The sequence below is a fragment of the Paraglaciecola sp. MB-3u-78 genome (genome assembly GCF_002835935.1).
GTDB lineage: Bacteria > Pseudomonadota > Gammaproteobacteria > Enterobacterales > Alteromonadaceae > Paraglaciecola.
In genome coordinates this window covers 685,340-709,306 of the sequence record NZ_PJCF01000004.1, presented here as the reverse complement: position 1 = coordinate 709,306, position 23,967 = coordinate 685,340, and the positions used below count along the sequence as shown (strand labels likewise).

The window sequence follows — 23,967 nt, the reverse complement described above, 5'->3', positions numbered from 1 at the left end:
AAAATGCGATATTACGGAATATGGTAATGATGATATTGAGTGTACTGCATAGGTTTCACTTTATATTTAGGTTGTAAAAAAGCAACAATATTCACCAGTTCAGTGACCGTCATAACATCATTAAATATCGGCATTTTGGAGAGTCCGTCCTCAGTTACCACACTTTCTAAATGGATAGAGCGGGGGGCGAGTTTGTGTGACGGATTAATAATAGATGTCACCAACTGGGCATAGGTTTTGACTATTGAGTAACGGCCTCCCAGTCTCACTGGCTGCTCGAAAACTTTAATAACGGATTCGTCTTCAACTCCATCAAGAGTATGACAAGCCAGACATTGATACTTCAAAAATGTTGTCTCTCCCATAGCAATGTCGCCTTGTGGAAGACTAAAACCTTTTGGCGATTCGGGTCCTGACTCACAAGCGAATAAACCCAGTGTTAACAGAACAAGCAGTAAAAAAAACAAGCCGTTAAAAAGAGAGGTATTCATGTGTCATCTCCTTGCATCGAATGTCACTCACCAAAAAGGTTAGTGCGAATGTCTACGATGGCATGTTAGAGAAGAAATATATTGATGGGGGTCAAAGATTGACCTACTCGGTTTTTTCTTGCTGCTGTTCCTTATAATTATTGATGGGTAATGAGCTGTTCAGTCCAAACCTGATTACCGCTATCACTCTGGGAATGGCATTGGCCTTTGAACCGACCGAAGATAATACGATGCGCCGCCCACCGCGGGCGCGAGAAGAACCGCTACTGACCAATGATTTGATCTGGCATATTGTGTTGGTATCCTTTTTGTTCCTTTGCGGCGTATTCGATACATACCACTACGCCATCGACCAAGAGTATTCAGTAGAACTCGCCCGCACCATCGCACTCAATACCCTAGTGGTAATGGAAATATTCCACCTGTTTTTCATCCGCAATATCCACGGTACTTCGCTGACCTGGAAGGCGTTACGCGGCACCGAAGTCGTCTGGTCTGTGGTGATTGCCGTTACGGCTGCCCAATTCGCGATCACCTACCTACCTCAACTACAATCCGTATTTGCTGCCGCCGCCATTCCTTTTTGGGATGGCGTGTTGATCTTCGGTGTAGGTGTCGCATTATTTACCATCATTGAGGTTGAAAAGCAGGTTCGACTGGCGTATCAGCGTATAAATACAGTATAGGTTTTGGTATTAACAATAAAAATTGCGTACACGGATATCTCTATGCATTGCAGCAACAAAGCCAATCATTATTAAGTCGTGGACAGAATGAGTTATTCCTCTAAGTGTTAGTAGCCGTGATTTGCTTTGACTGAGATCAAAGTCCAAATCAGTAAAGATGCTAATTTTTTCACGACTAAATAACGGAGTAAGGTGTTATGACTGAAATGATGAAAGCTGCCATATTTGTAGAGGCAGGAAGAATTGTCCTAGATGACAAACCGATACCAAACGTTGGGCCCAACGATGTATTAATCAGGGTAACAACCACTACCATTTGTGGCACAGACGTTCATATACTAAAGGGCGAATATCCTGTAGCCAAAGGCTTAACTATAGGCCATGAACCTGTAGGCATAATAGAAAAAATCGGAGCTAATGTAGCGGGATATGAAGAGGGACAGCGGGTTATTGCTGGTGCCATTTGCCCAAGTGGGCATTCTTACGCGTGTTTAGATGGATTACATTCACAAGATGGCGGGAGCTGCAGACATGGCATCAAGGCCCTCGGAGGTTGGCGCTTTGGGAATACCATTGACGGTGCTCAAGCCGAATTTCTGTTGGTTCCAGATGCAATGGCAAACTTAGCCCCAGTACCGGATGAATTGAGTGATGAGCAAGTACTTATGTGCCCTGATATCATGTCTACCGGTTTTGCAGGAGCTGAGGCAGGTAACATAAAAATCGGTGATACTGTTGCCATTTTTGCTCAAGGGCCTATCGGTTTATGTGCTACTGCAGGCGCTAAGTTACGCGGGGCAACTACCATTATAACAGTAGAATCCGTCCCTCGACGTATGGAAATGTCCAGACAGTTAGGTGCAAATTTTGTTATTGACCACCATAAAACCGACCCAGTCGAAGAAATCATGCGCATTACCAAGGGGCGAGGGGTTGATGTTGCCATTGAAGCGCTAGGGCTACAATTGACGTTTGAAAACTGCTTGAGGGCACTTAAACCCGGTGGCACATTGTCTAGCCTTGGCGTGTATTCTGAAAACCTAACCATCCCCCTTGATGCATTCCATGCAGGCCTAGGCGATAACAAAATTATTACTTCTTTATGTCCAGGTGGAAAGGAACGCATGCGTAGACTGATGAATGTGGTGGCTGCCGAGCGTATTGATCTCAAACCACTCATTACCCATCATTATTTACTCGATCAAATCGAGGATGCCTATGAACTTTTTGCCAATCAAAGAGACGGTGTACTTAAAGTAGCCATAAAACCTTAATGGGTTTGGTTTTAGCTAGGCCCCTTAAAAAACCATTAACAGTCACGCTGTAACCGACTGTTTAAATGTGAATTTTGATCATTTAGTCGCGTTTGTGAGGCTAAAATTTTCAACTACGTGAACGAATCAGTACGAGGCATAGTAAGAGTTAATGCAATTTACTTAGCGAACGTTAATATATATTAGATAATGTATAATTTTTAAATAGAGTTATTTTTAAAATCAATCAGCGTTAAGGCTAAATGTGTTAAGTAGATTGATCCAAATCTAAATTCGAAATGTCACATGTCGATATACTGCCTATAAAGGAACACCATACTAGAGTTCCTATAATGTATATTATGTTAAATTGAATATATTTCTGGATTGCTGGTTCTTACCTTTGGCAAATGTATTCCAGAACTGGAATTGTGTGTAACTAATCTGGAATTGCTCCCTACTGTAAACGTGACCTAACGCTAAGTTCTAAACAATCAGAGTTTAAAATACATAAATTGAAGGCTTATCCTATTCGTCATTCATGATATGAAAAGTATAAATCGATCATGAATGTCTCGTGTTTGTAATGCTTATGGGACTTTCTATTGAATCTTAAACTGCGTTTTTATTCGTTCTACTGTATGTCCCCATTTAGACGCTGTGGGTTTGCAGACGGAATTTTGATTTTTTGAATAATCCCGTTTCACTAAATGCCTTACTTAAAGACGTAGATTCAATCCATTCAACTGGCTCTAAATATTCAGCTGTAATGTCATTAGCTCAGCAACGTTTATATAGCTGCCTTTGGTATCTAGTTCTGTTAGTGTTTTATTATCATGATGTTTGGATGGGTATGCTTCAGCCCTTTTATTCAATAGTCATCTATTTCAGCTGATACTTTAGTACTTAAAAGTTTACTCTGACCACAGATATTTCAGCATATATTTCAGGATGTTAAGTTAAGTTGACCCTGACCCCAGTTTTACTGACCCCAGTTTTAAGCTATCAAAATCTATGAGTTATTTTTTACGCCAAACAGAAACGAACCAAGGCTGCTGATGACGAGGTAACCCTTTAGGCCGATAATTGCTTTTGCTCACTATTATTCCCTTAATTCAATGCTGCTACATAACAACAAGTCGATACTAGCATTAGCATCAGCACTTCGAAACATCAAGGTTAAAAAGGACTCAAGTCATTTAATCATTAAAACTATCAAAACTAAGTTTGCTCTATTCTAGGTGTCAGGTCTTGCACTGTGCAATATTGGATAGATTGAGTGATTTCACGTTTTCACGTTTTACGATTTCATGAGCCCAGTAATGGGATGAATAAAAGGCCTGTATCACGACCCTAGTATGTGGTTGCTGGCGCATAAAGTCGTGCAACTGATTGCGCTTTAAGCGCGTATTAAACTGCGGCTTCATATGCTCATTCACGCCCTAATAGGGAGCGCCCATCTCATCACCCATGGTAATACATTGTTTAGCATATGCTGATTTTTGGGCTGCTCGTTATTATGGGTGACCGGTTAATGATTTAATTTGGATCTGACCCTTTTATTTCCTAGTTTGAAGAGAAATCACGTCTTTTTTTCGTCGAACTGGGATAGGTAGTAAAAAAGCTCAGTGTTGTTATTATTGGTAATCTCCACATGTGAAACAATGATTGAGTGAGCAGCGCTGAAGGGGATTGTGGGGATCCCTAGCGATGGCATGTCGAATATATGGACGCAACCTAGATCGATAGCAGCCATCGAAAATCCACTCTCAAAAGAGGGGGTTAATATCCGGCAATTTCACTTTTTGAGATCAGAGGAACCAGGACTCTGGATTAACAAAACAACAGATGTTGACTAACAGAAGGAAAGTGACAGTGATCAACTTGAATGAAATTAACTGTATTGCAGATATTAGCCGCTATCAAGCCCGTATTAATAGTGAACGCATTGCGCATGTTTTTGAAGAACGCGAAACCAGCTACCAAAACTTTGATAGCTTGGCCAGTCAAGTAGCAAACGGGTTAATCGCCGCTAAATGCAGCCCCAATTCACGAATTGGGTTTATGGGTAAAAACAGCGATTACTTTTTTGAAGTGTTGATGGGTGCCGCCAAAGCGAATGTTGTTACCACACCGGTAAATTGGCGACTTGCCCCCCCTGAAATAGAATACATTCTTAACAATGCAGAAGTTGAAGTGTTATTTGTTGGGGCTGAATTTTATGAAACGGTCCAACGAATTGCCACAAACATTACCACTCTGACTAAAATCATTGCCATCGATGGCGGCCATATAACATGGCCAAATTATATCGACTGGCGAGATGCGCAAGATAAAACGGATCCTATGCTGTCTATCGACTTAGACGACGATATGGTGCAGATGTATACCAGCGGCACAACAGGCCACCCTAAAGGCGTACAGCTAACCAATGGAAACTATTTAGACGCAGCCAATCAAGGCGCACTAGGGGGCGCTGGTGACTGGCAAAGCGGTGAGACCTGCATGGTGGCGATGCCGGTTTTCCATGTTGCTGGTCTCAATACTGCCTTGTTGGGTCTGCTTCAAGGTGTCACAAACATTGTGATGAAAGATGTTGATCCTATGGTCATTCTAGATTCTCTTGAAAAGTATCGGGTCAAATATACGTTATTTGTACCGGCGGTGATCTTGTATCTCAATTCTATTCCCGGCGTGCGTGAGCGAGACTTTTCAAACTTAGACATCATGATGTATGGCGGCAGCCCTATTTCTGAAGAGGTGTTAATTACCGCCAAAGAAATTTTTGATTGTGACTTTTATCAGATTTATGGTCTGACCGAAACCAGTGGTTCAGGTGCTATATTAGGCCCAGAAGATCACAATCCGGCTCGGGGTAAACTGCGTTCTTGTGGCAAACCTGCTCCTACATCAGAATTTCGGATCATTGGTGAGAACGGTCAAGATGCTCCCGCCAATGTTGTGGGCGAAATCCTATATCGTTCAGGTAGCCTGATGAAAGGGTACTGGAAAAACGATGACGCCACGGCTAAATCTATTCAGGACGGCTGGTTTTATACTGGCGATGCTGGTTACCTTGATACAGAGGGCTTTTTGTTTATCCATGACAGGATCAAAGACATGATTGTGTCTGGTGGTGAAAATGTATATCCAGCAGAAGTAGAAAATGCATTATTCTCCCATGAAGCCATTGCTGATGTAGCGGTGATTGGTGTGCCTGATAAAAGATGGGGCGAATCCGTCAAGGCGATAGTGGTACTCAAACCCAGTAGTACCGCGAGTGAGATAGATATTATTACCCACGCCAAAAGTAAAATTGCGGGTTATAAGGTGCCTAAGAGTATTGATTTTGTCGATGCGTTACCGCGCAATCCAAGCGGCAAACTTCTCAAGCGCGAGTTAAGAGCGCCTTATTGGAAAGATCAAGAACGTCAAATTAGCTAACGTAAATCCGTTAAACTTGTCATGCTTTACCATGGTGCGAAGACGAAAATTTGTAGAAAAAAAAAGCGCAAACTAAACCCTTGCGCTTTTTTTGTTTAACACTGAGATAAACTGAGAGTCAAATTTTTATTAAGATAGACACAGAGTCTGAACCTAAAATATTTATTTTATCTAAACTCAGCCTGCATTAGCCACTTGTCCACCATCCAAAACTACCGTGTGACCACATACATAGTTACTCGCACGTGAGCAAAGATAAATGGCAGTGCCAGCCACATCAGCCAGTTCACCAATTCTGCGAGCAGGGAGATTATTGGAAAACTTCTGTTCATGTTCCATTACATGTTTTGTCATTTTGCTGGGGAAAAACCCAGGAGCAATACCATTGATATTAACGTTGCTTGGACGAAGGTCTGCTGCCATATGGCGTGTTAATTGGATAACCGCTGCTTTACTCGCCGAATAAGAATAATTGTTCATATGCGGATGGGTGATCCCATTGACCGAGGCAATATTCACGATACGCGAAGGTTCATCTGTTTCTCCAGCTTCACGTAATGCGGGTAATAAACGTTTGCTTAGAAAGAATATAGACTTTACATTTAAATCCATGACTTTGTCCCAGCCTGATTCGGGGAAATCTTCAATTGGGGCTCCCCAGACTGCACCGGCATTATTAATTAATATATCGATTTTTGACTCTCGCTTAAGCATCTCATCTGCAAATGCGTCAACCCCAGCCATCGTTGATAAATCAGATTGAATAGCGATACACTCACCTAAAGCGGATAGTTCATCAGCAGTGTGTTGTAGCTGCTCAAGTTTACGAGAAGTGATGTAGGTTTTTACGCCATTTTCAACAAAACCACGGGCAATCATTGCGCCTATTCCGCTTGAACCACCGGTAACTACTGCAATTTTTCCAGCAACCGAAAAAAAGTTATTCATATATGCTCCCTATTATTTAAAAAACGCCAAAATTTAAAAAACGTCAAAATTTAAAAAACGCCAAATTTGTAGCCTTTGGTATGACTAACATGCTTAATTATGCTACAAGTTTAAGATAAAAAAGGGACGGTAAATGCCCCATAAATGGCTTAGATGTTATAACACTTCGAACAATCCTGCAGCACCCATGCCGCCGCGCGCGCACATAGTGACAACAACATATTTAACGCCGCGTCGCTAACCTTCGATAGGGCGTGCATTACCATACTAGCACCACTCATAGCGTAAGGGTGACCAATAGAAATAGCACCACAATTTCATTATTTCACGAGCCCAGTAATGTGATGAATATCAGGCTGGGCATTCCTTTTAAATTCACCCGTCCCGGGACGCTCAGTAGCATTTTATTGCGTTACCCGTTACCCGTTCCCCGTTCCCCGTTCCTCGTTCCCCGTTCCTCGTTCCCCGTTAATGCTCAGTTGTCAGAGCAGACATTGCATCCACATATTTTTGATATGTATTCATTAAATTGTTTAGCAGATGCTGGTTTTAGGCCCCCACAGCCTATTTTTCATTGCATCGCTCGCTAGTTACCGCTTTTTAACTACAATTTTATATATTGAGTATTTTGGTCGAATGCCTCGATGGGGCGGCCTCCCCCACCCAAAGCCCTTTATTGGAGAGTAAAACGGTGCGTAATCACGAAGTCGATTTTAATTATTTTTCCCAGGAAGATTTACTCGATTCAGGTTGTTTTGATATGCAACGCATCATGGATGTCGTGGAGCAAACCTTACTTGCTTTCGAGAAAGGCTCAATTATGTTTCCTGAAAAAATTGTACAGATTTTCGATCCCCATACACAAGAGCGGATCAACTGCTTACCCGCGACCATGTTAGACGAAAAAATATGTGGTATGAAATGGGTATCTGTCTTTCCTGACAACCCACGTAAATACGATTTGCAAAATCTTTGCGCTATCTTTGTGCTCTCTGAAATCGAACATGGCTTTCCTGTTGCCGTTATGGATGGGACGCTTGCGTCCAACATGCGGGTTGGTGCGGTCGGTGCGGTTGCGGCCAAGTATCTTGCGAAAAAGGATGCACAAACCATTGGTTTTATCGGCGCAGGTGAGCAGGCAAAAATGCATTTGCTGGCCATGAAAGTGGCACGCCCCAGCCTGAAAATTTGCCGTGTTTCGGCGTTAAGCAAAGCTGAAGAGCATGAGTTTATCGCGCAACTTTCGCCAGTCCTGCCGGATATGCAGTTTATCCCAACAAAGGGTGATGCCAAATCAGCGATGGAAGATGCAGATATTCTGGTGACAGCCACAAGCGCTCAAGCGCCACTGCTTAAGGCTGATTGGGTCAAGCCCGGCGCTTTTTATAGCCACGTGGGTGGGTGGGAAGACGAATATGCGGTTGTCACACAAAGCGACAAAATTGTCTGTGACGATTGGAAAACGGTGATGCACCGCACACAAACATTAAGCAGGATGTATAAAGAAGGCTTACTTGGTAGTCACGATTTACATGCTGATCTTTATGAATTAGTGGCAGGTGATAAACCTGGCCGAGAGTCAGAGCAAGAGCGGATCTATTTTAACGCCGTTGGCCTGTCGTACCTAGATGTTGCTATCGCGCTTACTATGTATCGTAAAGCCAGGGATGCGGGTGTGGGTAAATCCTTGGCGTTACAACATAAGATGATTTTTGAGCATCCTGATATTGCCAAAAAAATACGTTTATAACCCCCCAAATTTAACCGCAGGTAAAAAACTATGCCTTCCTCTTTTCGTCGATTAGACGAGCCCGGCAGACAATGGATCCAAGTTCAGATCGATGGCCAGACTGTGCGCGTGGCAGCAGGGGAAACTGTCGCCGCGGCCATTCTGGCTTCGGGTATTCAATCTTGTCGCACAACGCCATTATCTGGCCAGCCCCGCGCACCGTTTTGTATGATGGGCGTGTGTTTCGAATGCCTTATGGAAGTTGATGGCACACCCAATCGGCAGACCTGCCAAATACCGGTCAAGGAAGGCATGCAAATTCGCCGTCAGCTGGGTCGCGGTAGGGGGTACATTTAATGGCCCACCATCAACTTGTTATCATTGGTGGCGGCCCGGCAGGACTCGCCGCAGCAACTACGGCAGCCAATGCGGGAGTGGAGTGTCTGCTCATAGATGAGCAAGCATCACCCGGTGGTCAGGTATATAGAGCAATTACTGACATTCCCCCGCAGCGGGCTAAATTACTGGGTCCGGATTACCAATATGGCCGAATGTTAGTAGAAGACTTTAACGCGAGCAAGGCGATACACCAGCCCAGTACAACCGTCTGGAGTCTTGATGCGCAGCGGGAAATTGGCATATTACATAACAACCAGGCAGCGCTGCTGAGGGCCGATCGTGTCATTATTGCCACCGGTGCCATGGAGCGCCCGGTCCCCTTTGCCGGATGGACTTTGCCCGGCGTCATGACCGCAGGGGCTGGACAGATATTATTAAAGTCGGCCGGCATTGTGCCCAACAACGGTGTGGTAGTGGCCGGTTCAGGCCCTTTGCTGCTGCTACTTGCCTGGCAGTATATGCACGCTGGAGTCACGATTAATGCCATTGTTGATTTAAGCCCAAAGCGCAACTTCTGGACCGCACTGCCTCACTTACCTAGGGCTTTACTTGCATACCACTACCTTATTAAAGGACTTAAATATCAGCTAGAGCTAAAAAAAGCCGGCGTCCCGTTTTATAGTGGCGTTGCTGATTTGTGCGCACTAGGCAAGGAGTCAATCGAAGCCGTAGAATTTACCCATAATGGTGGCCGTAAAAGGATTGAAACCCCTTTATTGATGAGCCATTTTGGCGTAATACCCGATAGCCATTTGAGTCGCAGCACGGGGTGCCATCATTATTGGTCGCCATCCCAGCTGTGTTGGCGAGCGACGATAGACCCGTGGAGCAATAGTTCCATTGAGGGGATTGCCGTTATCGGTGATAGCGCCGGAATAGGTGGTGCTGTCGCTGCGCGACATGCTGGCCGCCTGGCCGGATTAGAAAGTGCCCACCTGCTCGGTTGTATTGGCAGTAAAGAACGAGATGAAAAGGCTCATCAAGACCGTCGCTGGTTGGCTGAGGATTTACATGTTCGGCCCTTTCTTGAGGCACTCTTTCGCCCTGCCCCCAACCTATTAGCTGAACCTGAAAATGACACGCTAATTTGTCGCTGCGAAGAGATCACAGCAGGGACTATCCGTCAGGCCATTGAAGATGGCCATCGCGATCCTAATCAGATTAAATTTCTCACCCGCTGCGGAATGGGTCCGTGTCAGGGCCGCCAATGCGATAACGCTATCAGCCAACTTGTTGCCCATGAGCTTGGCAATGATATCGAGAAAAATGAGGGCTATCGTATCCGTCCGCCCATTCGACCGTTAACGATAGAGCAGCTCGCTGATCTACACGAAGCGGGAGAAGCAAAATGAAATCAGAGGTCATCATCATCGGTGGCGGTCTCATGGGGCTGTCCACGGCTGTTCACCTGGGACTGCGTGGCGTGAAAGCAACGGTGTTAGAAAAAGACAGTCCTGGCCGCCATGCCTCAGGCGTCAATGCTGGCGGACTGCGCCAACTCAATCGGCATATGGATGAAATCCCCCTTACCATCGCCGCCGCTGAAATTTGGAAAAACATTCGCAGTCTGGTCGATAGGGATTGTGATGTAGAATTTAATGGTCAGCTACGCGTTGCCGAAACACAAGAAGAGCTCAATACCTTACAAAAGCGTGTCGGGGCGTTGCAAGCAAAAGGTTATTCTCACGAGCGTATTATTGATAAAGACACACTCTATCGCCTGGTGCCGCAACTTATTGCTGGCTGCGTGGGTGCGCTTTATAACCCCGATGATGGTTCAGCTCGTCCTTTTCATGCGACGAGTGCATTTAGGTATAAAGCAAGCGCCCTGGGTGCCAAAATACATAGCAAAGTTGAAGTCCAAAGTATCGATAAAATCACTGGTGGCTGGCAACTCAATACCAATCAGGGAACCTACACAGCCGTCAATATTGTCAACTGTGCGGGTGCATGGGCCAACAAAATTGCCTGCGCATTTGATGAGTCAGTACCCCTGACACCTAAAGCCCCCATGTTAATGGTTACCGAACGCCTGCCCCCTTTTCTAAAACCTGTGGTGGGTGCGGTAGGCCATAAACTGTCCTTCAAACAGATGCAAAATGGAACAGTTATCATTGGTGGTGCCCATTTAGCCCATTTGGATATGCAACAACAAAAGACCGAGATAAATTTTGCCAAACTTAAGACCAGTGCCCAAACCGTCAGCACATTTTTTCCTCATATGGCCAACGTGCGTATTGTGCGAGCTTGGGCGGGGATCGAAGCCTTTATGCCTGACAATATTCCTGTCATCAGCGCAAGCTCAAAAGCAGATGGCGTATTCCATGCCTTTGGTTTTTCCGCTCATGGATTTCAATTATCTCCCATAGTGGGACGCATTATCTCGCAGCTGATCCTTGATGGACAAACAGAGCTGCCGATTAAGCCATTTGATATACGACGTTTTCAGTCTGGTTAGATTTTGGGGTAAACCCAGTGTGTAAATGGCAAGTCAATGCCTCAACCCCAGGGGTCTTTTAACCAACCGTAGTGATAATAGCCCCATTGTCCAAGCCGCCTCGCACTGGCGAAAGGGAGTGGAGGTAAGGACTGTTGATATAAAGGCAGATTGGCGAGAATACTATTATTTAAATTGACTAGAACGCCTTTTATTTATCTCTTTTATTCTGGTCACGATTCTCTGAGAAGCTAGAGTTACTAGACAGAGCTGTTCTTACCAGACGTTTAGAATAGTCACATCAAGAAAAGAATCATGGCACAAGCATGATGACTTACGAACAAATCATACACAGAGAAACTGAAATCACTTTTGAATTAGGTGAACTCAGGGTCAAGGAAAACAGACTAATGGAAGAGCTTAACAAACTTTCAAAAATGCTAGATTCAAAACAATTTAATTAATCGTACGTTTTTAAACTTTAATTTTGTTCAAAGCTTACCCCGTCACTTTAAGGAAAAACTATCTCCGAGTGGCAATATATTCAGTCAAGGATTGTAACGAATTCACTTTTGCATAATCACTCTCAGGCACATTCACTCCCGTTTCTTTTGCGATTGAATCCAATAGATTCATAAAATCCATCGAGTCCAAATCAAGCTCTTCTCTTAATTCCTCGTTAGGATCAAGACTCTGCATATCTGCTTCAGGGGCAATATCCAATATCAGCTTACATACGAGGTCTTTCAGTGAGTGGAGGTTTTTCATACTAGTTTCTCGGGTGTTTGTAGAAGTTTGTTAATTTTGTTGAGTAAGCGCGCCCCAGAATGACCATCACTTACTCGATGATCGGCTGCAAGACTCATGCTTATAATGGTGGCACTGCTAACCACGTTATCTATTACCCAAGGCACGATGCGCTGCCTACCAATGCCAATGATAGCCACCTGAGGGGGATAAATAATGCTTTGAATACTGTCTGTTCCTCTGTCTCCAAGGTTGGATACTGTGACCGTCGCATCTTGCATTTCAGACATGCGTAACCCTCCCTTTCTAGCTCGGTTTACTTGGTCTTTGATTTTTTCCATCAACTCCAACAGCCCTAGATTTTGTGCATTATGAATAGCTGCAACCATTAATCCGCCTTGTCGTAAACTAATCGCATTACCCAAATGTACAGAGTCAGATGGCTGATAGTGGCCGTCACGATAAAAACCATTAAACGCAGGAAACTCACTTAATGTACGAGCAATAGCTGAATAGATAACCGCGTTGCTTAATATGCGATTACTGGGAGGCAAATCTGCATTGTGTAGACTTAACCAATTTAATGTGTTGTCTAGCACCATATCCAATTGCAGGTAATAATGAGGAATATCTCGCTTTGAACGACTGACATTGGCAGCAATGGCATCACGCATCATATCCTTAGGGCCTTTCACACTATCCAATGCGGGCTCTGCAGATTGTGTATCTGCAATATTTATATCATCTAACAACAAAGCGCCATCTGGCCCTGTTCCTTGAGAAAGTTGTCGCCAATCAATGCCTAACTGTTCTGCTTTATTGCGGGCTGCGGGTGATATTTTTGGCCGTCGAGTATTTATACTATCCCCACTTTTGACTTCTACGTCAGTGAGCACCCTACTCTCTTTAGTTACATCATTTTGACTATCTGATGAGTTGCTAGCCCCCTCTTGATTAACTGCTGTATTAGATCCAACGTCAACGCTATGAGCGTCACCACTTTCCACTATTTGTACAGAACTATTATTTGAGTCTTCTTCGTTTTTTAACTGAAGTTCTGCGATAGGACGGCCAATTTCTAACTCTTCCCCCTCAGCCGCCAGTAATGTAACAATGATACCGTCGTCAAATACCTCCATATCAATGAGACCTTTCATGGTTTCAATACTGGCAATGATATCGCCTCTAGATACTGGGTCGCCTGGTTTCACGTTCCATTTGACAATAGTGCCCACAGCCATATCAGCACCAAAAGAAGGCATAGTGAGTATTTTCATTAAGTGACATCTCGGTTTAACAATGTCAAAGCAGCCTCGACCACTTGCGCAACTTGCGGAGTTGCGGCGCGCTCTAAGTGTTGCGGATAAGGAATGGGAACTTCTTTACTGCAAACACGGCTTGGTGGCGCATCCAGAGACCAAAAACAATGTTCTGCGACTAATGCACATATTTCACTTGCTAAACTTCCGGTACGCCATCCTTCATCAACCACTATCATTCGATGGGTTTTATCCACCGATTTAAACAAGGTTTGAGTATCAAGTGGGCGCAGACACCTTAAATCAACTACCTCTGCACTTATCCCCTGTTTCTCTAATTCACTGGCAGCATGCAATGTTTTTGAAAGGGAGCCACCGTAAGTAATTAAGCTAATATCATTGCCGGCTTTTCTGACACAGGCTTGATGCATGTCGGGGCAATCTTCTGGTTTTGGAGTAGCAGCTGAATCGTTATACAACATGACATGTTCAAAGAGTATGACGGGATCTGGGTCTTTCAGAGCCATTGAAAGCATATAGCGAGCATCTGCCACTGTAGCAGGCGCGAGTACTTTGATGCCTGGCACATGTGCGTACCAATTTTCCAAGCTATGGGAATGCTGTGCAGCTAATTGTTTGCCCGCTCCAGTGGCCATACGTATAACCAAAGGCACACCAATTTGATTCCCAGACATATGCCGCAATGTGGCCGCATTGTTAACAATTTGGTCGAGTGCCAACAAGCTAAAATTAACTGTCATTACTTCGATTATTGGACGCATTCCACCTATAGCTGCACCTATGCCCGCGCCAACAAAGCCTGATTCAGACAAGGGGGTATCAATGATTCTATCAGCTCCAAATTCCTCTAATAACCCCTTGGATACCGCATAACAACCACCGTAGTTACCCACATCTTCGCCCATCAGAAAGACACGTTCATCGTTACGCATTGCCTCAGAAATAGCGATTTTGAGGGCCTCTCGATACGTTAAACTTTGATTTTTCAAGATTCTGACTCTCCATAAACGCCAAGATACAAGTCAGATATATCTTCAATCTCACTACGCTCAGCAAAAGCTATGGATTGGTTAATTTCATCAGCAACCTGATCTTCGATCTGTTTTAATTCAGCGCTACTTAGTTTTCCATTAGCTTCAAGCCAGCGCTGTAACTTCATAATAGGGCCTTTTCTTTTCCATGCTTCTACTTCATCAGACTCTCGATAAAGCTGAGTATCAAACATCGAATGACCACGAAAACGATAGGTATTACACTCCAATAAACAGGGTCCGTCACCTTTTCGAATTCTTTGACAATATTGGGTTGCAGCTGATTCAACCTCAACCACATTCATTCCATCAACCGCATGTGACTTTAAACCGTAACTTTGTGCTTTACGGAATATGTGTCGTTCTGACTCTGAAATAGCCAGAGCAGTGCCCATCGCATAGCCGTTGTTTTCACACACAAATAAGATGGGTAGCTGCCATAGCTGAGCCAAATTAAGACTTTCATGAAACTCCCCTTCTGCAACTGCACCCTCACCAAAAAAACACACCACAACATCATTTTTTTTCTGCATCTTGTTGGCTAAGGCTAAACCAACCGCTAAAGGTAAGGCTCCGGCAACAATAGCATTGCCTCCATAAAAGCGTTTTTCCACATCAAAAATATGCATCGAGCCACCACGGCCTCTACTGCTGCCTGTGACTTTGCCAAACATTTCAGCCATAACTTTATCCATACTTAAACCACGGGCTAAGGCATGTCCATGCTCTCGGTAAGTGGCAAATACTGCATCCTCGGCTTTTAATGCTTGCATCACACCGACTGCAACTGCCTCTTCACCTATGTAGAGGTGTAAAAATCCTCGAATTTTTTCTTGAGTATAGAGTTCGGCACACTTCTCTTCGAAACGCCTTATGCGCAACATTTGTTTGAACAGAAATTGCATGTGTGCTATGCCCATATGGACTTTACTGTTATCAATATTCATGGCTTTTTTTCTTCATATAGATAGTCTTCATTGTTTGGTTTGATGCTGTCGTTTTCGTCACTTTCTAAAGTAGAAAGGTCACCTTCAGACAATCCAAGTTCGCGGGCTTTTAACAATCTGCGCATGATTTTTCCACTACGGGTTTTGGGTAGATTTTGTTTAATAACAATGGTTCTTGGCGCTAAAGCCGATCCCAACTTTTTCCGTGCATGGGCCATGATGCTTTTAAGTAAAGCTTCGTTAGGTTCGTAACCGAATTTGAGTGACACAAAGGCTTTGACTATTTCACCTGATACTGGGTCTGGTATGCCTATGACTCCAGCTTCAACCACAGCAGGATGCTCTACTAATGCACTCTCGACTTCAAAGGGTCCAATTAAATGACCGGCAGACTTAATTAAGTCTGAACTGCGACCCACAAACCAAAAATACCCGTCTTCATCCTGATAGGCTAAATCACCACTTAGGTACCAATCATCTTTAAAGCAACTCTGATAACGTTCGGTTTCGTTGAGATAATTACGGAACATTGACGGCCAACCTGGCTTAAATGCTAACTCTCCCGATTCACCAGGAGTGATAACTTTGATGATATGCCCTTGTTTATCTGTCTTAACAATCGATGCTTGAATACCTGGTAATGGTCTGCCCATTGAACCAGGTTTAACATTTTCACCAATGAAGTTAGCCAACATGATCCCACCCGTTTCAGTCTGCCACCAATTATCATGAAAAGGTTTTCCTAGGAACTCTTGACTCCAAACGACTGCTTCTGGGTTAAGAGGTTCGCCTACACTCGCTAAAAACCGCAATGCGGATAAATCATACTGTTGGCATAATTCGCTTCCTGACTTCATTAACATCCGAATGGCGGTGGGTGCGGTATACCAAATATTGACTTTTTCTATTTGCAAAATGCTATACCAGCGAATTGGGTCAAATTCAGCATTGTCAACGATAAGTGTGGCCCGGTTACATAATGGCGAAATGACCCCATATGATATTCCTGTCACCCATCCTGGATCAGCGGTACACCAGTAAATATCTTGAGGATGAATATCTAGAGCACAGTAGCCTGAATATTTATGATAAATAACGGCTTCATGAACATGAACCACGCCTTTGGGTTTGCCAGTTGTGCCACTTGTAAAGTGCAAAAGAGCGGTATCTTGTGCGGCTGTTTCACATATTGGGTAGTCATCACTGTATTGGCTTAGTACTAGGTCTAAATCAACACACCCTTCAGGGCATTGACCTTGGCAGTCATAAAGTAACACCTGTTGTAAAGACTGCAATTCATCGCGCCAAGAGGCAATTTTTTTACAATAAAGTCGAGCGCTTGTAAGGAGTAATCTGGCACCCCCTATTTTCATTCTAGATTTTATTGGTTCAGGCCCAAATGCAGCAAACAATGGACAAAACACTACGCCGGATTTTAAACAACCAATAATAGCGGTATACATAGTTGAGCTTCGGTCTGTCAAACTACAAAGTAAGTGTCCTTTTTCAACCTGTAAGTGATTCAGTAGGTTAGCAAACCGATTGCTACTTTGTTGCAGCTGTCGATAGGATAAAATTTGTCTTTGGCCTTTTTTCCCTAAAAAAATTATCGCAGTTTGCTCACCATGTCCTTCCTCAACATGACGATCAACCGCTTCGTAACCAATGTTAATCCCGTTTTTGTAGCCCTTAATTAACGCATTAGCCTGCTGCCAAGAAAAATCATCATAACTTTGTAGATAACCTTGCATATTTGGTGGCTTATCTTGTCTATTTATTTTTTTCTCTATAGTGACATAATCCATACTGGCTCCAATTTCCCCAAAAGCTCTAATAAGCTTAATCAAACAAGGCTTGGGCGATTTGATCTGTATCAAAATTCGCCCCAGTAAAAAGGCTCTCAGGTTAGTTTTTTTTAGTTGATGAATCTGTAATCAATGCTGGAGGTTAAGAACTTTTTGGAAGGGCGAAACAGCCGGGGATTTTTTGATAAGTATTTAAAAACGTTATGCAGACAAGGGGAAATACTTGCAACCCTAAATCGGTTCTTGTGAGTATTGGTGCATTTTATGTACTTCATCCATTTTACAACTGATGACACTGACATTTGTATAGCCCACTCTGGCTAATTGTTCGGCTGCTAATGCTGCGCGCAGTGAAGATGCACAATGCAGGTAAATGGGTCGATTAGGGTCCTTTTCGATTTCCAGCATTTTTATTTCTAGTACACCTCGAGGTATATTGATCGCGCCGATAGCAGGTGAGGCGAAATGTTCTGCGGACTCCCTCACATCGATCAATAATCCTTTATTTTGACTGCGGTCGTGAGCTGCTTTTCTGGCGGTGATAAGTTGCACATTTTGTGTCGCTTGCTGTAATAACAGTGAAAGAGTTTTTAACATAATCAATCCAAAGCGTTTATATAATCGATTTATAACTTAAAGTGGGTGTTTTATTGAAGAACATGTTGGTCTTTTTCCTTGGATACAAAGCTTTTTTCTTCCTGCACATCAGTACTCTTTGAAATAGAAGGTGGTGGTTGTTTTAAACAAACAATCACTTAATCAATGCACCAATACAACTTCATTAAACGACAGTTCAAAACAGAAACATTGATCCGTGTCAAAATGTAGGCCAAACAGGATCAAATTAGAGCCAAAAGTCATGGGGCTGCGAAAGTCTCGATATCATCGGTGTTAATACCTAAGAGAATTGCTAACTGATTAATCTTTTGTGTAGCAAGTTGATTGGGAACATAAATAACTGCATTCAAATTTTCAAATAATTAAATCGCATAGTGACTGGTGGTTAAGCATAAAGCCGCTATTCAGTTACCTTTACTCTAATAATATGAGTCGACATAAGTGCAGTGAAACAGGCGATAATATATTGGGACATTTACTTTGCGTGGGAGTCATTGCGAATAAATTTACTTTTTAAGGCCTTTCTTAAAGCAAAAAATACGGAGAAACTGGGTTTACTCTGTACAGACCTACTATTGATTGCTGAGGGTAAGACCTGAGCCTTAGGCCAATAAGGATTAACATCCTGATTTGATGAGGAGTACGTATCTTTTTTATTATCGTTTTTTTTGTTATCTACAGTAGAACCATAATTAGTTTTCATGGTTTTATTCCTTCTGAATACTATTCTTAGATTTATCAGCCTTGGTTACCGTCTTTCAGTGCTTCGCTAGTCGGTCTTTCACAAACACTAGACTATAAAACTTCAGAGCGCTAAATTTTGGTTCCGCTACCTTTAAAGACTGTGGTCGGTTTTTATTGAGACATTGATTCATATCAAAATATAAATGGTTTCATTTTGGCGATGTGGATTGGCACCGGCCGTGAACAATGATACTTGTACTTAAATGAGTTAAATGGATTTAAATAACTAGACCGACTTATCATAATTCACTCTATATCATTGATTAAACTCAGCATTACTAGTGTAATTTTGCATATTTTGAAAACATGAACTGTGTCAAAAAAGTATTGCACTTAGCAGTACTGAAATAGAACTTTATCCTTTTCAAAGGCCACTGTTTTACTTTCAAGTGCCAGATACTCATCATAGCGATAAGTAGGCCCCTGTTGACACGCGTAACTATTGGCCACATAACAATGACCACATAGCCCTACACCGCAGCGCATTCGTCGTTCAATTGACATCCAAATGTCTGACGTTTTTAAGCCTAAGTCTACACAGGAATTGGCAACCGCCATCATCATCGCTTCCGGTCCGCAGGTAAGCACAATGTCTGGATATTGATCATCTTTGTTTAGAAGATGGGATAAGTATTGTGTCGGCAAACCAGAGTGGTCGCTATCCCCTCCTACCTCCAGCGTTTCAATCAGTTTGATACTAGAGGACCAGCGAGTTCTTTCTTTTTTGAGTACTTGTGAGGCTGAGTCGCGAGTAGCATATAACAATGTGACTGACTTCGAATAGCCATTATTGATTAAGTAGTCAATGGTGGCTGCTACGGGCGCTAACCCGCAACCACCTGCAACAATTAATACTTCTTTATGCTTAATCAGGCCGACTGGCCACCCTCTACCAAATGGACCGTTATATCCCAACACATCCCCTTTGCCTAAGGAAAATAACTTTTCGGTTAAATGTCCGACATTTCTAATCAGAGCATTAAAACGACCTGTTTTGTCAGGAATAGATGTATAGGTAAAAGGGGCAAGTCCAACGCCAGGTAATGTCAACATAAAGAATTGACCAATGCTTATGGGGTTGTCATGCACAAACCCTTTGGGTTCAAAGGTAAAGTGCCTTGCATGACTGCCATCATCGTACACATCAACTATGCGTATCGTTTGTGGTGTTAGCTGCAACATTGTTGATCTATCCTTTTCATGACTGAATGCACTCCAATGGTGCCAGGACAGGTCTGTTCACATCGCCCACAACCCACGCAGCCGTATCGTTGGAATTCTGGTAGGTATTCATCCGAAAACTTATGAAACCAAAACCTTTCAACTCTTTGGGCGGCCTTTTGACTAGGATTATGACCACTGGCTTCCTTTTGAAAACCTTCAAACAGACAGGAATCCCAACATCTTATTGTCTCGGACTTGGTAACCTCTAGCTTCACTTCTCTGGATATTGATACGGGCTTCTCTGGTTGTTGTTCAACAACGTCATAAGTAGTGTAACAAGAACAGGTAGGACAAAGATTGGTACAACCAGAACACCCCAAACATCGTACACTTAATTCTTCCCAGAGTTGCGCGGGAACTGAATTGTTGTTTAGGTACTCAATAGCGTTACTAATATAACTATAATCAACAAACTCAGAACGTACCTTTTCTAACAATTTTGTTCGTAATTTAAGATGTTTGTTATCGGCCTTATCTAACGTCATACCTTTAATGCTGTTAATACCTTTTTCAGTCGCCGCGATCACTAGCCATTCAGAGGATCCATTAGCGTCATCCACATTTAAACGGCTTAACACCAAGTCGGCTGTATTATCTTTAACATGTGGTCCCGCATCAACTTGAACACAAAATCCAGTAACGCAAGGTGACTCACAATCGATCCCAACAAGAAGAATATTTTCACGCCTTTTCTGATAATAGGGGTCGTGTTCAAAAAATTTATCCTGATAGGCGATAGCGCTTAAATCACAGGCCTGAACACCAAACATTACTTTTGGCTGAACTTGCGGCAGAATGGTTTTGAAGGTTTCGCCATCAAATTTATAGAGCACTTCTTTTTCGGCAAACAAAAAACCTTTGGGAGACGTCAAAGGTAAGTGATTATGACCAAATAATGGCTCAATTTTATCACCGAACTGTTCTGTCCACAGTTTCTCACCATCGGCATCTTTTTGGATCTGCACTACCGAATAATACTTAGCAAGATGATGTTTTAAAACACCTAAGTCTTTGAGTAAATAACGATTATTGACAATATTGTATCTTTCAATCATTGGGACACTCTACTCCCTGCATCACTTAATACAGATGAACGTGGCGGTTGGTTTTCAGGTAATGGAATAATGTTGACAGCACAGACCTTAAGTTCCGGCATTTCTGTGATCGGATCCATTGCATCGTTAGTCAAAAAGTTGGAAGGTGCTTCTTTAAAATGATAAGGCATACTCAACAAACCTGGACTCACTTGGTTACTGAATTCAATCCTTGTTTCGACACACCCACGCCTTGATGAAACCGTCACCCCTTGATGATTTTTCAATCCTAAATCCAATGCATCCTGTGGATGAATAAACAGCAGTCCAATAGGTGTCTCACGCTCTAACAACGGTGATTGGCGGGTCATAGAGCCGCATCCATAATGGAAGTGCAAGCGCATGGTGGTAAACCAATACGGATATTCGGCATCAGGTACTTCGTCTGTCAGCACATGGTAGACAGGTATAAGTTTACCTTTACCTATGGGGAAAGTTGTTGAATGTAAACAACGACTACCATCTGGATATTCATTGTTACAGGGCCATTGCAGGCCATTATTTTGTTTTAAACGAGGATATGACATACCACTAAAGGAGTCGGTTAATTTGCACATTTCATCAAAAACTTGTTCACTTGTTTGCCAATTCATTAATTCAGGAAACCCCATTTCCTTTGCTAGTTCGCTCAGTATCTGCCAATCGATCTTCGCCTCACCAGGAGGTGAAACGGCCTTGTGGATCAATTGCACACGGCGTTCGCAGTTAGTAAAGGTGCCTCGTTTTTCAGCAAAACTAGCAGCAGGCAATACGATATCCGCCATTTTTGCAGTTTCTGTCATCGATAATTCAATCACTACCAATAAATCCATTGCCCGCAGCCCCTGAGCCACTTTATTGCGGTCAGGATCAGTCACGACTGGATCTTCACCAAAAATAAGTAATCCCCTAAAGTTGCCATGCCGTGCCTGATGACTCATTCCTAATGATGTTAAGCCCGGCAATCGAGCTACTTCTGTTTGCCATGCTCGACTAAATTTTGATCTAACCTGTTCGTCATTGGCGCTTTGATAATCAGGATAAACATTAGGTAAACACCCCATATCACAGGCACCTTGCACGTTATTTTGTCCACGTAACGGGTTAATGCCTGTTCCTTCGCGGCCAATTTGCCCGCAAATAAGCGCAAGGTTTGATACAGCTATCACATTATTTGTACCGCTAACAAATTGGGTTATGCCCATTCCATAAGCAAGAAATGCGGCATTTGCTTGACTATACAATTTTGCCGCTTTGACTAAATCAGCGCCATCGACTCCGGTAATGACAGATACTTTTTCAACAGTATAATCTGCAACATGGGCCTTGAGAGCGTCAGCCCCCTCACAACGGCGTGCGATAAACTCATCATTTTGCCAACCGTGTGCAAAGATAATATTCAACAAGCCATTTAGGAGTGCGATGTTCGTTCCAATATTAAGTTGCAGGTGCAAGTCAGCCACTTTGGCAAGGCGTGTTTGACGGGGATCAACCACAATAAGCTTTGCCCCTCGAAGCTTGGCTTTCATGATTTTCCCACCAATTATTGCGTGGTTTTCAGTGGGGTCGGCACCAATCACCAATATCACATCTGCTTTGCCCACATCATCAATGCTGTTTGTCATCGCACCCGAGCCTAAGGTCTTTTTGAGACCTGCGACTGTGGGGCTGTGGCAAATACGTGCACAGTGATCTATGTTATTGGTTTTTAACACGGCTCTGGCAAATTTTTGCGCCGCGTAGTTATCTTCGTTGGTTGCTCTGGCACTACTAATAAGACCGACACTTTGTGGGCCACTTTCGCAGATGAACTGTTTAAGATTTTCGGCAATATGACTTAGAGCATGTTTCCAACTCACTACCCTAAACTCGCCATCTACTTTCATTAAAGGTTGCGTTAACCGATCATGATGGTTGATACCAAAGGGGGTATTCCAACCCTTTGCGCACAACTTTCCTTGACTAATAGGATGCTTACTAAGAGGCTGAACTGCAGTGATATTATTGTCACTCGCCACAAGTGCAATACCACAACCTACCCCACAAAAAGGACAGATACTGTTAACCTGAGTTTGACTCATAAATAGTCAGCCTAGCCATTAAAAAATTAACATCTATTAAAATAACTATTCGAAACAGTTTTTTGACGGGTATCAAACTTATGCCCTTTATCCTAAAAAAACTGCATTAGCTCAAAATTTTCGCTGATAGATAATGTGATATACCAATCCAACAAAAACACTACCACCGATTATATTACCGATGATCACAAAAAAAATATTTCGAAAGAAGTCCAAAAAAGTGATAAGACTTCCTGGTATTTCTAGGATAGAAAAATGTTGGATCAACAGAGCCATGGGATAAAAATACATATTCGCCACACTATGCTCAAACCCAGCGGCGACAAATGCGGTTATGGGAAAGATTATAGCTACCACTTTGTCGGTTACTGTTTTACCTGCAATTGCCATCCATACCGCTATACATACCAACACGTTACATAGTATCCCGCGAAACAAAGCCTCTGTGTTTGTTAAGGCACTTTTGCTCGCAGCGATATTCAAATACTGCTCAGCTACCGCTCCGTCATTCATCATTACGTGGCCTGATAAATAAACAAGGGTTGCCATACCCACCGCACCAAACAAATTGGCGATACAGACTACCGTCCAATTTCTAAGCAACCCATACAATGAAATTTTGTTATCAGCCCATGCCATAACAATTAAGTTATTACCGGTAAACAATTCTGCCCCCGCTACAACCACTAAAATCAGTCCCAGACAAAATGCCAATCCACCTAAAAGTTGCGTGCTGGCAAAACTTAGTGTGATGTCGGATTTAATCAACACATACAACATTGCACCTAGTCCAATAAAGGCACCGGCTAAAAAACCCAACATCACAAGAGGTAATAAGGGCATGGTCGCTTTTTTTACACCTATTTCATCCACCATTGCAGCAATTTGTGCTGGTGAATAAGCACTAAAACCAAGTTTTATACTCATAGATTTCACTCTTTTAAATAGACAATTTTTTATCAATAATAATTACTACTTTGGAGGTTTTTAGCGGACAAATATTGATATTCATCAAATACTGGACTCATCA

The 23,967-nt window shown here is 43.0% G+C and carries 19 protein-coding genes and 1 pseudogene; 7 read left to right on the top strand and 13 right to left on the bottom strand.

Annotation, left to right across the window (positions count from 1 at the left end; genetic code table 11):
* Nucleotides 1–11: 11 nt before the first annotated feature.
* On the bottom strand, nucleotides 12–491 hold the full coding sequence (locus CXF95_RS09945) for a cytochrome c family protein (RefSeq protein ID WP_101198505.1): 480 nt from the start codon (nucleotides 489–491) through the stop codon (nucleotides 12–14).
* Nucleotides 492–634: 143 nt separating this feature from the next.
* Between CXF95_RS09945 and CXF95_RS09940 the strand changes: the two genes are divergently transcribed.
* From CXF95_RS09940 to CXF95_RS09925, 3 genes are all read left to right on the top strand, one after another.
* Nucleotides 635–1,177, top strand: a complete 543-nt coding sequence (locus CXF95_RS09940) for a cation transporting ATPase C-terminal domain-containing protein (RefSeq protein WP_255418906.1) — start codon at nucleotides 635–637, stop codon at nucleotides 1,175–1,177.
* Nucleotides 1,178–1,374: 197 nt separating this feature from the next.
* Nucleotides 1,375–2,451: an NAD(P)-dependent alcohol dehydrogenase gene (locus tag CXF95_RS09935; RefSeq protein ID WP_101198504.1), complete on the top strand. Its 1,077-nt coding sequence runs from the start codon at nucleotides 1,375–1,377 to the stop codon at nucleotides 2,449–2,451.
* Nucleotides 2,452–4,305: 1,854 nt separating this feature from the next.
* Nucleotides 4,306–5,874 (top strand): long-chain-fatty-acid--CoA ligase, encoded by a 1,569-nt coding sequence (locus CXF95_RS09925; protein ID WP_101198503.1) that lies wholly within the window; start codon nucleotides 4,306–4,308, stop codon nucleotides 5,872–5,874.
* 177 nt (nucleotides 5,875–6,051) lie between these two features.
* Here CXF95_RS09925 and CXF95_RS09920 read toward each other — a convergent pair whose 3' ends face one another.
* Both CXF95_RS09920 and CXF95_RS09915 read right to left on the bottom strand, forming a co-directional pair.
* A complete protein-coding gene (locus CXF95_RS09920) occupies nucleotides 6,052–6,822 on the bottom strand; it encodes an SDR family NAD(P)-dependent oxidoreductase (protein WP_101198502.1) in 771 nt (256 codons plus the stop codon).
* 156 nt (nucleotides 6,823–6,978) lie between these two features.
* Nucleotides 6,979–7,139, bottom strand: a pseudogene (locus CXF95_RS09915) (acetyl-CoA C-acyltransferase); the annotation flags it as partial.
* Between the two features lie 374 nt (nucleotides 7,140–7,513).
* Between CXF95_RS09915 and CXF95_RS09910 the strand changes: the two are divergent.
* The 4 genes from CXF95_RS09910 to CXF95_RS09895 are packed head-to-tail and all read left to right on the top strand — an operon-like array spanning nucleotide 7,514 to nucleotide 11,408.
* Entirely contained in the window at nucleotides 7,514–8,572 is a 1,059-nt protein-coding gene (locus tag CXF95_RS09910; protein WP_101198501.1) for an ornithine cyclodeaminase family protein, read from the top strand.
* A gap of 30 nt (nucleotides 8,573–8,602) precedes the next feature.
* Nucleotides 8,603–8,908 (top strand): (2Fe-2S)-binding protein, encoded by a 306-nt coding sequence (locus CXF95_RS09905; protein ID WP_101198500.1) that lies wholly within the window; start codon nucleotides 8,603–8,605, stop codon nucleotides 8,906–8,908.
* Complete coding sequence (locus tag CXF95_RS09900) at nucleotides 8,908–10,302, top strand: NAD(P)/FAD-dependent oxidoreductase (protein ID WP_101198499.1); 1,395 nt, start codon at nucleotides 8,908–8,910, stop codon at nucleotides 10,300–10,302. The genes CXF95_RS09905 and CXF95_RS09900 overlap by 1 nt, the downstream gene beginning before the upstream one ends.
* On the top strand, nucleotides 10,299–11,408 hold the full coding sequence (locus tag CXF95_RS09895; protein ID WP_101198498.1) for an FAD-binding oxidoreductase: 1,110 nt from the start codon (nucleotides 10,299–10,301) through the stop codon (nucleotides 11,406–11,408). The genes CXF95_RS09900 and CXF95_RS09895 overlap by 4 nt, the downstream gene beginning before the upstream one ends.
* Before the next feature lie 501 nt (nucleotides 11,409–11,909).
* Here the strand turns inward: CXF95_RS09895 and CXF95_RS09890 are convergent.
* The 10 genes from CXF95_RS09890 to CXF95_RS09840 all read right to left on the bottom strand — a co-directional run bounded on the left by CXF95_RS09890 (nucleotide 11,910) and on the right by CXF95_RS09840 (nucleotide 23,864).
* Nucleotides 11,910–12,155 carry an acyl carrier protein gene (locus tag CXF95_RS09890; protein WP_101198497.1) on the bottom strand — a complete coding sequence of 82 codons (246 nt, stop codon included), beginning with the start codon at nucleotides 12,153–12,155 and terminating at the stop codon, nucleotides 11,910–11,912.
* Nucleotides 12,152–13,411: a dihydrolipoamide acetyltransferase family protein gene (locus CXF95_RS09885; RefSeq protein ID WP_101198496.1), complete on the bottom strand. Its 1,260-nt coding sequence runs from the start codon at nucleotides 13,409–13,411 to the stop codon at nucleotides 12,152–12,154. The genes CXF95_RS09890 and CXF95_RS09885 overlap by 4 nt, the downstream gene beginning before the upstream one ends.
* A complete protein-coding gene (locus tag CXF95_RS09880) occupies nucleotides 13,411–14,403 on the bottom strand; it encodes an alpha-ketoacid dehydrogenase subunit beta (protein WP_101198495.1) in 993 nt (330 codons plus the stop codon). The genes CXF95_RS09885 and CXF95_RS09880 overlap by 1 nt, the downstream gene beginning before the upstream one ends.
* Nucleotides 14,400–15,392, bottom strand: a complete 993-nt coding sequence (gene pdhA / locus CXF95_RS09875) for a pyruvate dehydrogenase (acetyl-transferring) E1 component subunit alpha (RefSeq protein ID WP_232787748.1) — start codon at nucleotides 15,390–15,392, stop codon at nucleotides 14,400–14,402. Before pdhA ends, CXF95_RS09880 begins: the two co-directional genes overlap by 4 nt.
* Complete coding sequence (gene acsA / locus CXF95_RS09870; RefSeq protein ID WP_101198494.1) at nucleotides 15,389–17,197, bottom strand: acetate--CoA ligase; 1,809 nt, start codon at nucleotides 17,195–17,197, stop codon at nucleotides 15,389–15,391. The genes pdhA and acsA overlap by 4 nt, the downstream gene beginning before the upstream one ends.
* 231 nt (nucleotides 17,198–17,428) lie before the next feature.
* On the bottom strand, nucleotides 17,429–17,794 hold the full coding sequence (locus CXF95_RS09865; RefSeq protein ID WP_101198493.1) for a rhodanese-like domain-containing protein: 366 nt from the start codon (nucleotides 17,792–17,794) through the stop codon (nucleotides 17,429–17,431).
* Between the two features lie 1,098 nt (nucleotides 17,795–18,892).
* Nucleotides 18,893–19,741, bottom strand: coding sequence for an FAD/NAD(P)-binding protein (locus tag CXF95_RS09855; RefSeq protein ID WP_101198491.1), 849 nt, complete (start codon nucleotides 19,739–19,741; stop codon nucleotides 18,893–18,895).
* Nucleotides 19,729–20,838, bottom strand: coding sequence for a 4Fe-4S dicluster domain-containing protein (locus tag CXF95_RS09850; protein ID WP_101198490.1), 1,110 nt, complete (start codon nucleotides 20,836–20,838; stop codon nucleotides 19,729–19,731). Before CXF95_RS09850 ends, CXF95_RS09855 begins: the two co-directional genes overlap by 13 nt.
* The gene (gene fdhF, locus CXF95_RS09845; protein WP_101198489.1) at nucleotides 20,835–22,937 is read right to left on the bottom strand and encodes a formate dehydrogenase subunit alpha; all 2,103 of its coding nucleotides are present in this window, start codon (nucleotides 22,935–22,937) and stop codon (nucleotides 20,835–20,837) included. Before fdhF ends, CXF95_RS09850 begins: the two co-directional genes overlap by 4 nt.
* A gap of 111 nt (nucleotides 22,938–23,048) precedes the next feature.
* A complete protein-coding gene (locus CXF95_RS09840; protein ID WP_101198488.1) occupies nucleotides 23,049–23,864 on the bottom strand; it encodes a formate/nitrite transporter family protein in 816 nt (271 codons plus the stop codon).
* Between the last annotated feature and the right edge of the window lie 103 nt (nucleotides 23,865–23,967).

Bases quoted from the DNA above. Each gene is read 5' to 3' on its own strand.
- CXF95_RS09885 (WP_101198496.1), bottom strand. From the start codon at position 13,411: ATGAAAATACTCACTATGCCTTCTTTTGGTGCTGATATGGCTGTGGGC.
- CXF95_RS09940 (WP_255418906.1), top strand. From the start codon at position 635: ATGGGTAATGAGCTGTTCAGTCCAAACCTGATTACCGCTATCACTCTG.
- CXF95_RS09890 (WP_101198497.1), bottom strand. From the start codon at position 12,155: ATGAAAAACCTCCACTCACTGAAAGACCTCGTATGTAAGCTGATATTG.
- CXF95_RS09865 (WP_101198493.1), bottom strand. From the start codon at position 17,794: ATGTTAAAAACTCTTTCACTGTTATTACAGCAAGCGACACAAAATGTG.
- CXF95_RS09850 (WP_101198490.1), bottom strand. From the start codon at position 20,838: ATGATTGAAAGATACAATATTGTCAATAATCGTTATTTACTCAAAGAC.
- CXF95_RS09920 (WP_101198502.1), bottom strand. From the start codon at position 6,822: ATGAATAACTTTTTTTCGGTTGCTGGAAAAATTGCAGTAGTTACCGGT.
- CXF95_RS09840 (WP_101198488.1), bottom strand. From the start codon at position 23,864: ATGAGTATAAAACTTGGTTTTAGTGCTTATTCACCAGCACAAATTGCT.
- CXF95_RS09900 (WP_101198499.1), top strand. From the start codon at position 8,908: ATGGCCCACCATCAACTTGTTATCATTGGTGGCGGCCCGGCAGGACTC.
- acsA (WP_101198494.1), bottom strand. From the start codon at position 17,197: ATGGATTATGTCACTATAGAGAAAAAAATAAATAGACAAGATAAGCCA.
- CXF95_RS09935 (WP_101198504.1), top strand. From the start codon at position 1,375: ATGACTGAAATGATGAAAGCTGCCATATTTGTAGAGGCAGGAAGAATT.
- fdhF (WP_101198489.1), bottom strand. From the start codon at position 22,937: ATGAGTCAAACTCAGGTTAACAGTATCTGTCCTTTTTGTGGGGTAGGT.
- CXF95_RS09905 (WP_101198500.1), top strand. From the start codon at position 8,603: ATGCCTTCCTCTTTTCGTCGATTAGACGAGCCCGGCAGACAATGGATC.
- pdhA (WP_232787748.1), bottom strand. From the start codon at position 15,392: ATGAATATTGATAACAGTAAAGTCCATATGGGCATAGCACACATGCAA.
- CXF95_RS09945 (WP_101198505.1), bottom strand. From the start codon at position 491: ATGAATACCTCTCTTTTTAACGGCTTGTTTTTTTTACTGCTTGTTCTG.
- CXF95_RS09855 (WP_101198491.1), bottom strand. From the start codon at position 19,741: ATGTTGCAGCTAACACCACAAACGATACGCATAGTTGATGTGTACGAT.
- CXF95_RS09895 (WP_101198498.1), top strand. From the start codon at position 10,299: ATGAAATCAGAGGTCATCATCATCGGTGGCGGTCTCATGGGGCTGTCC.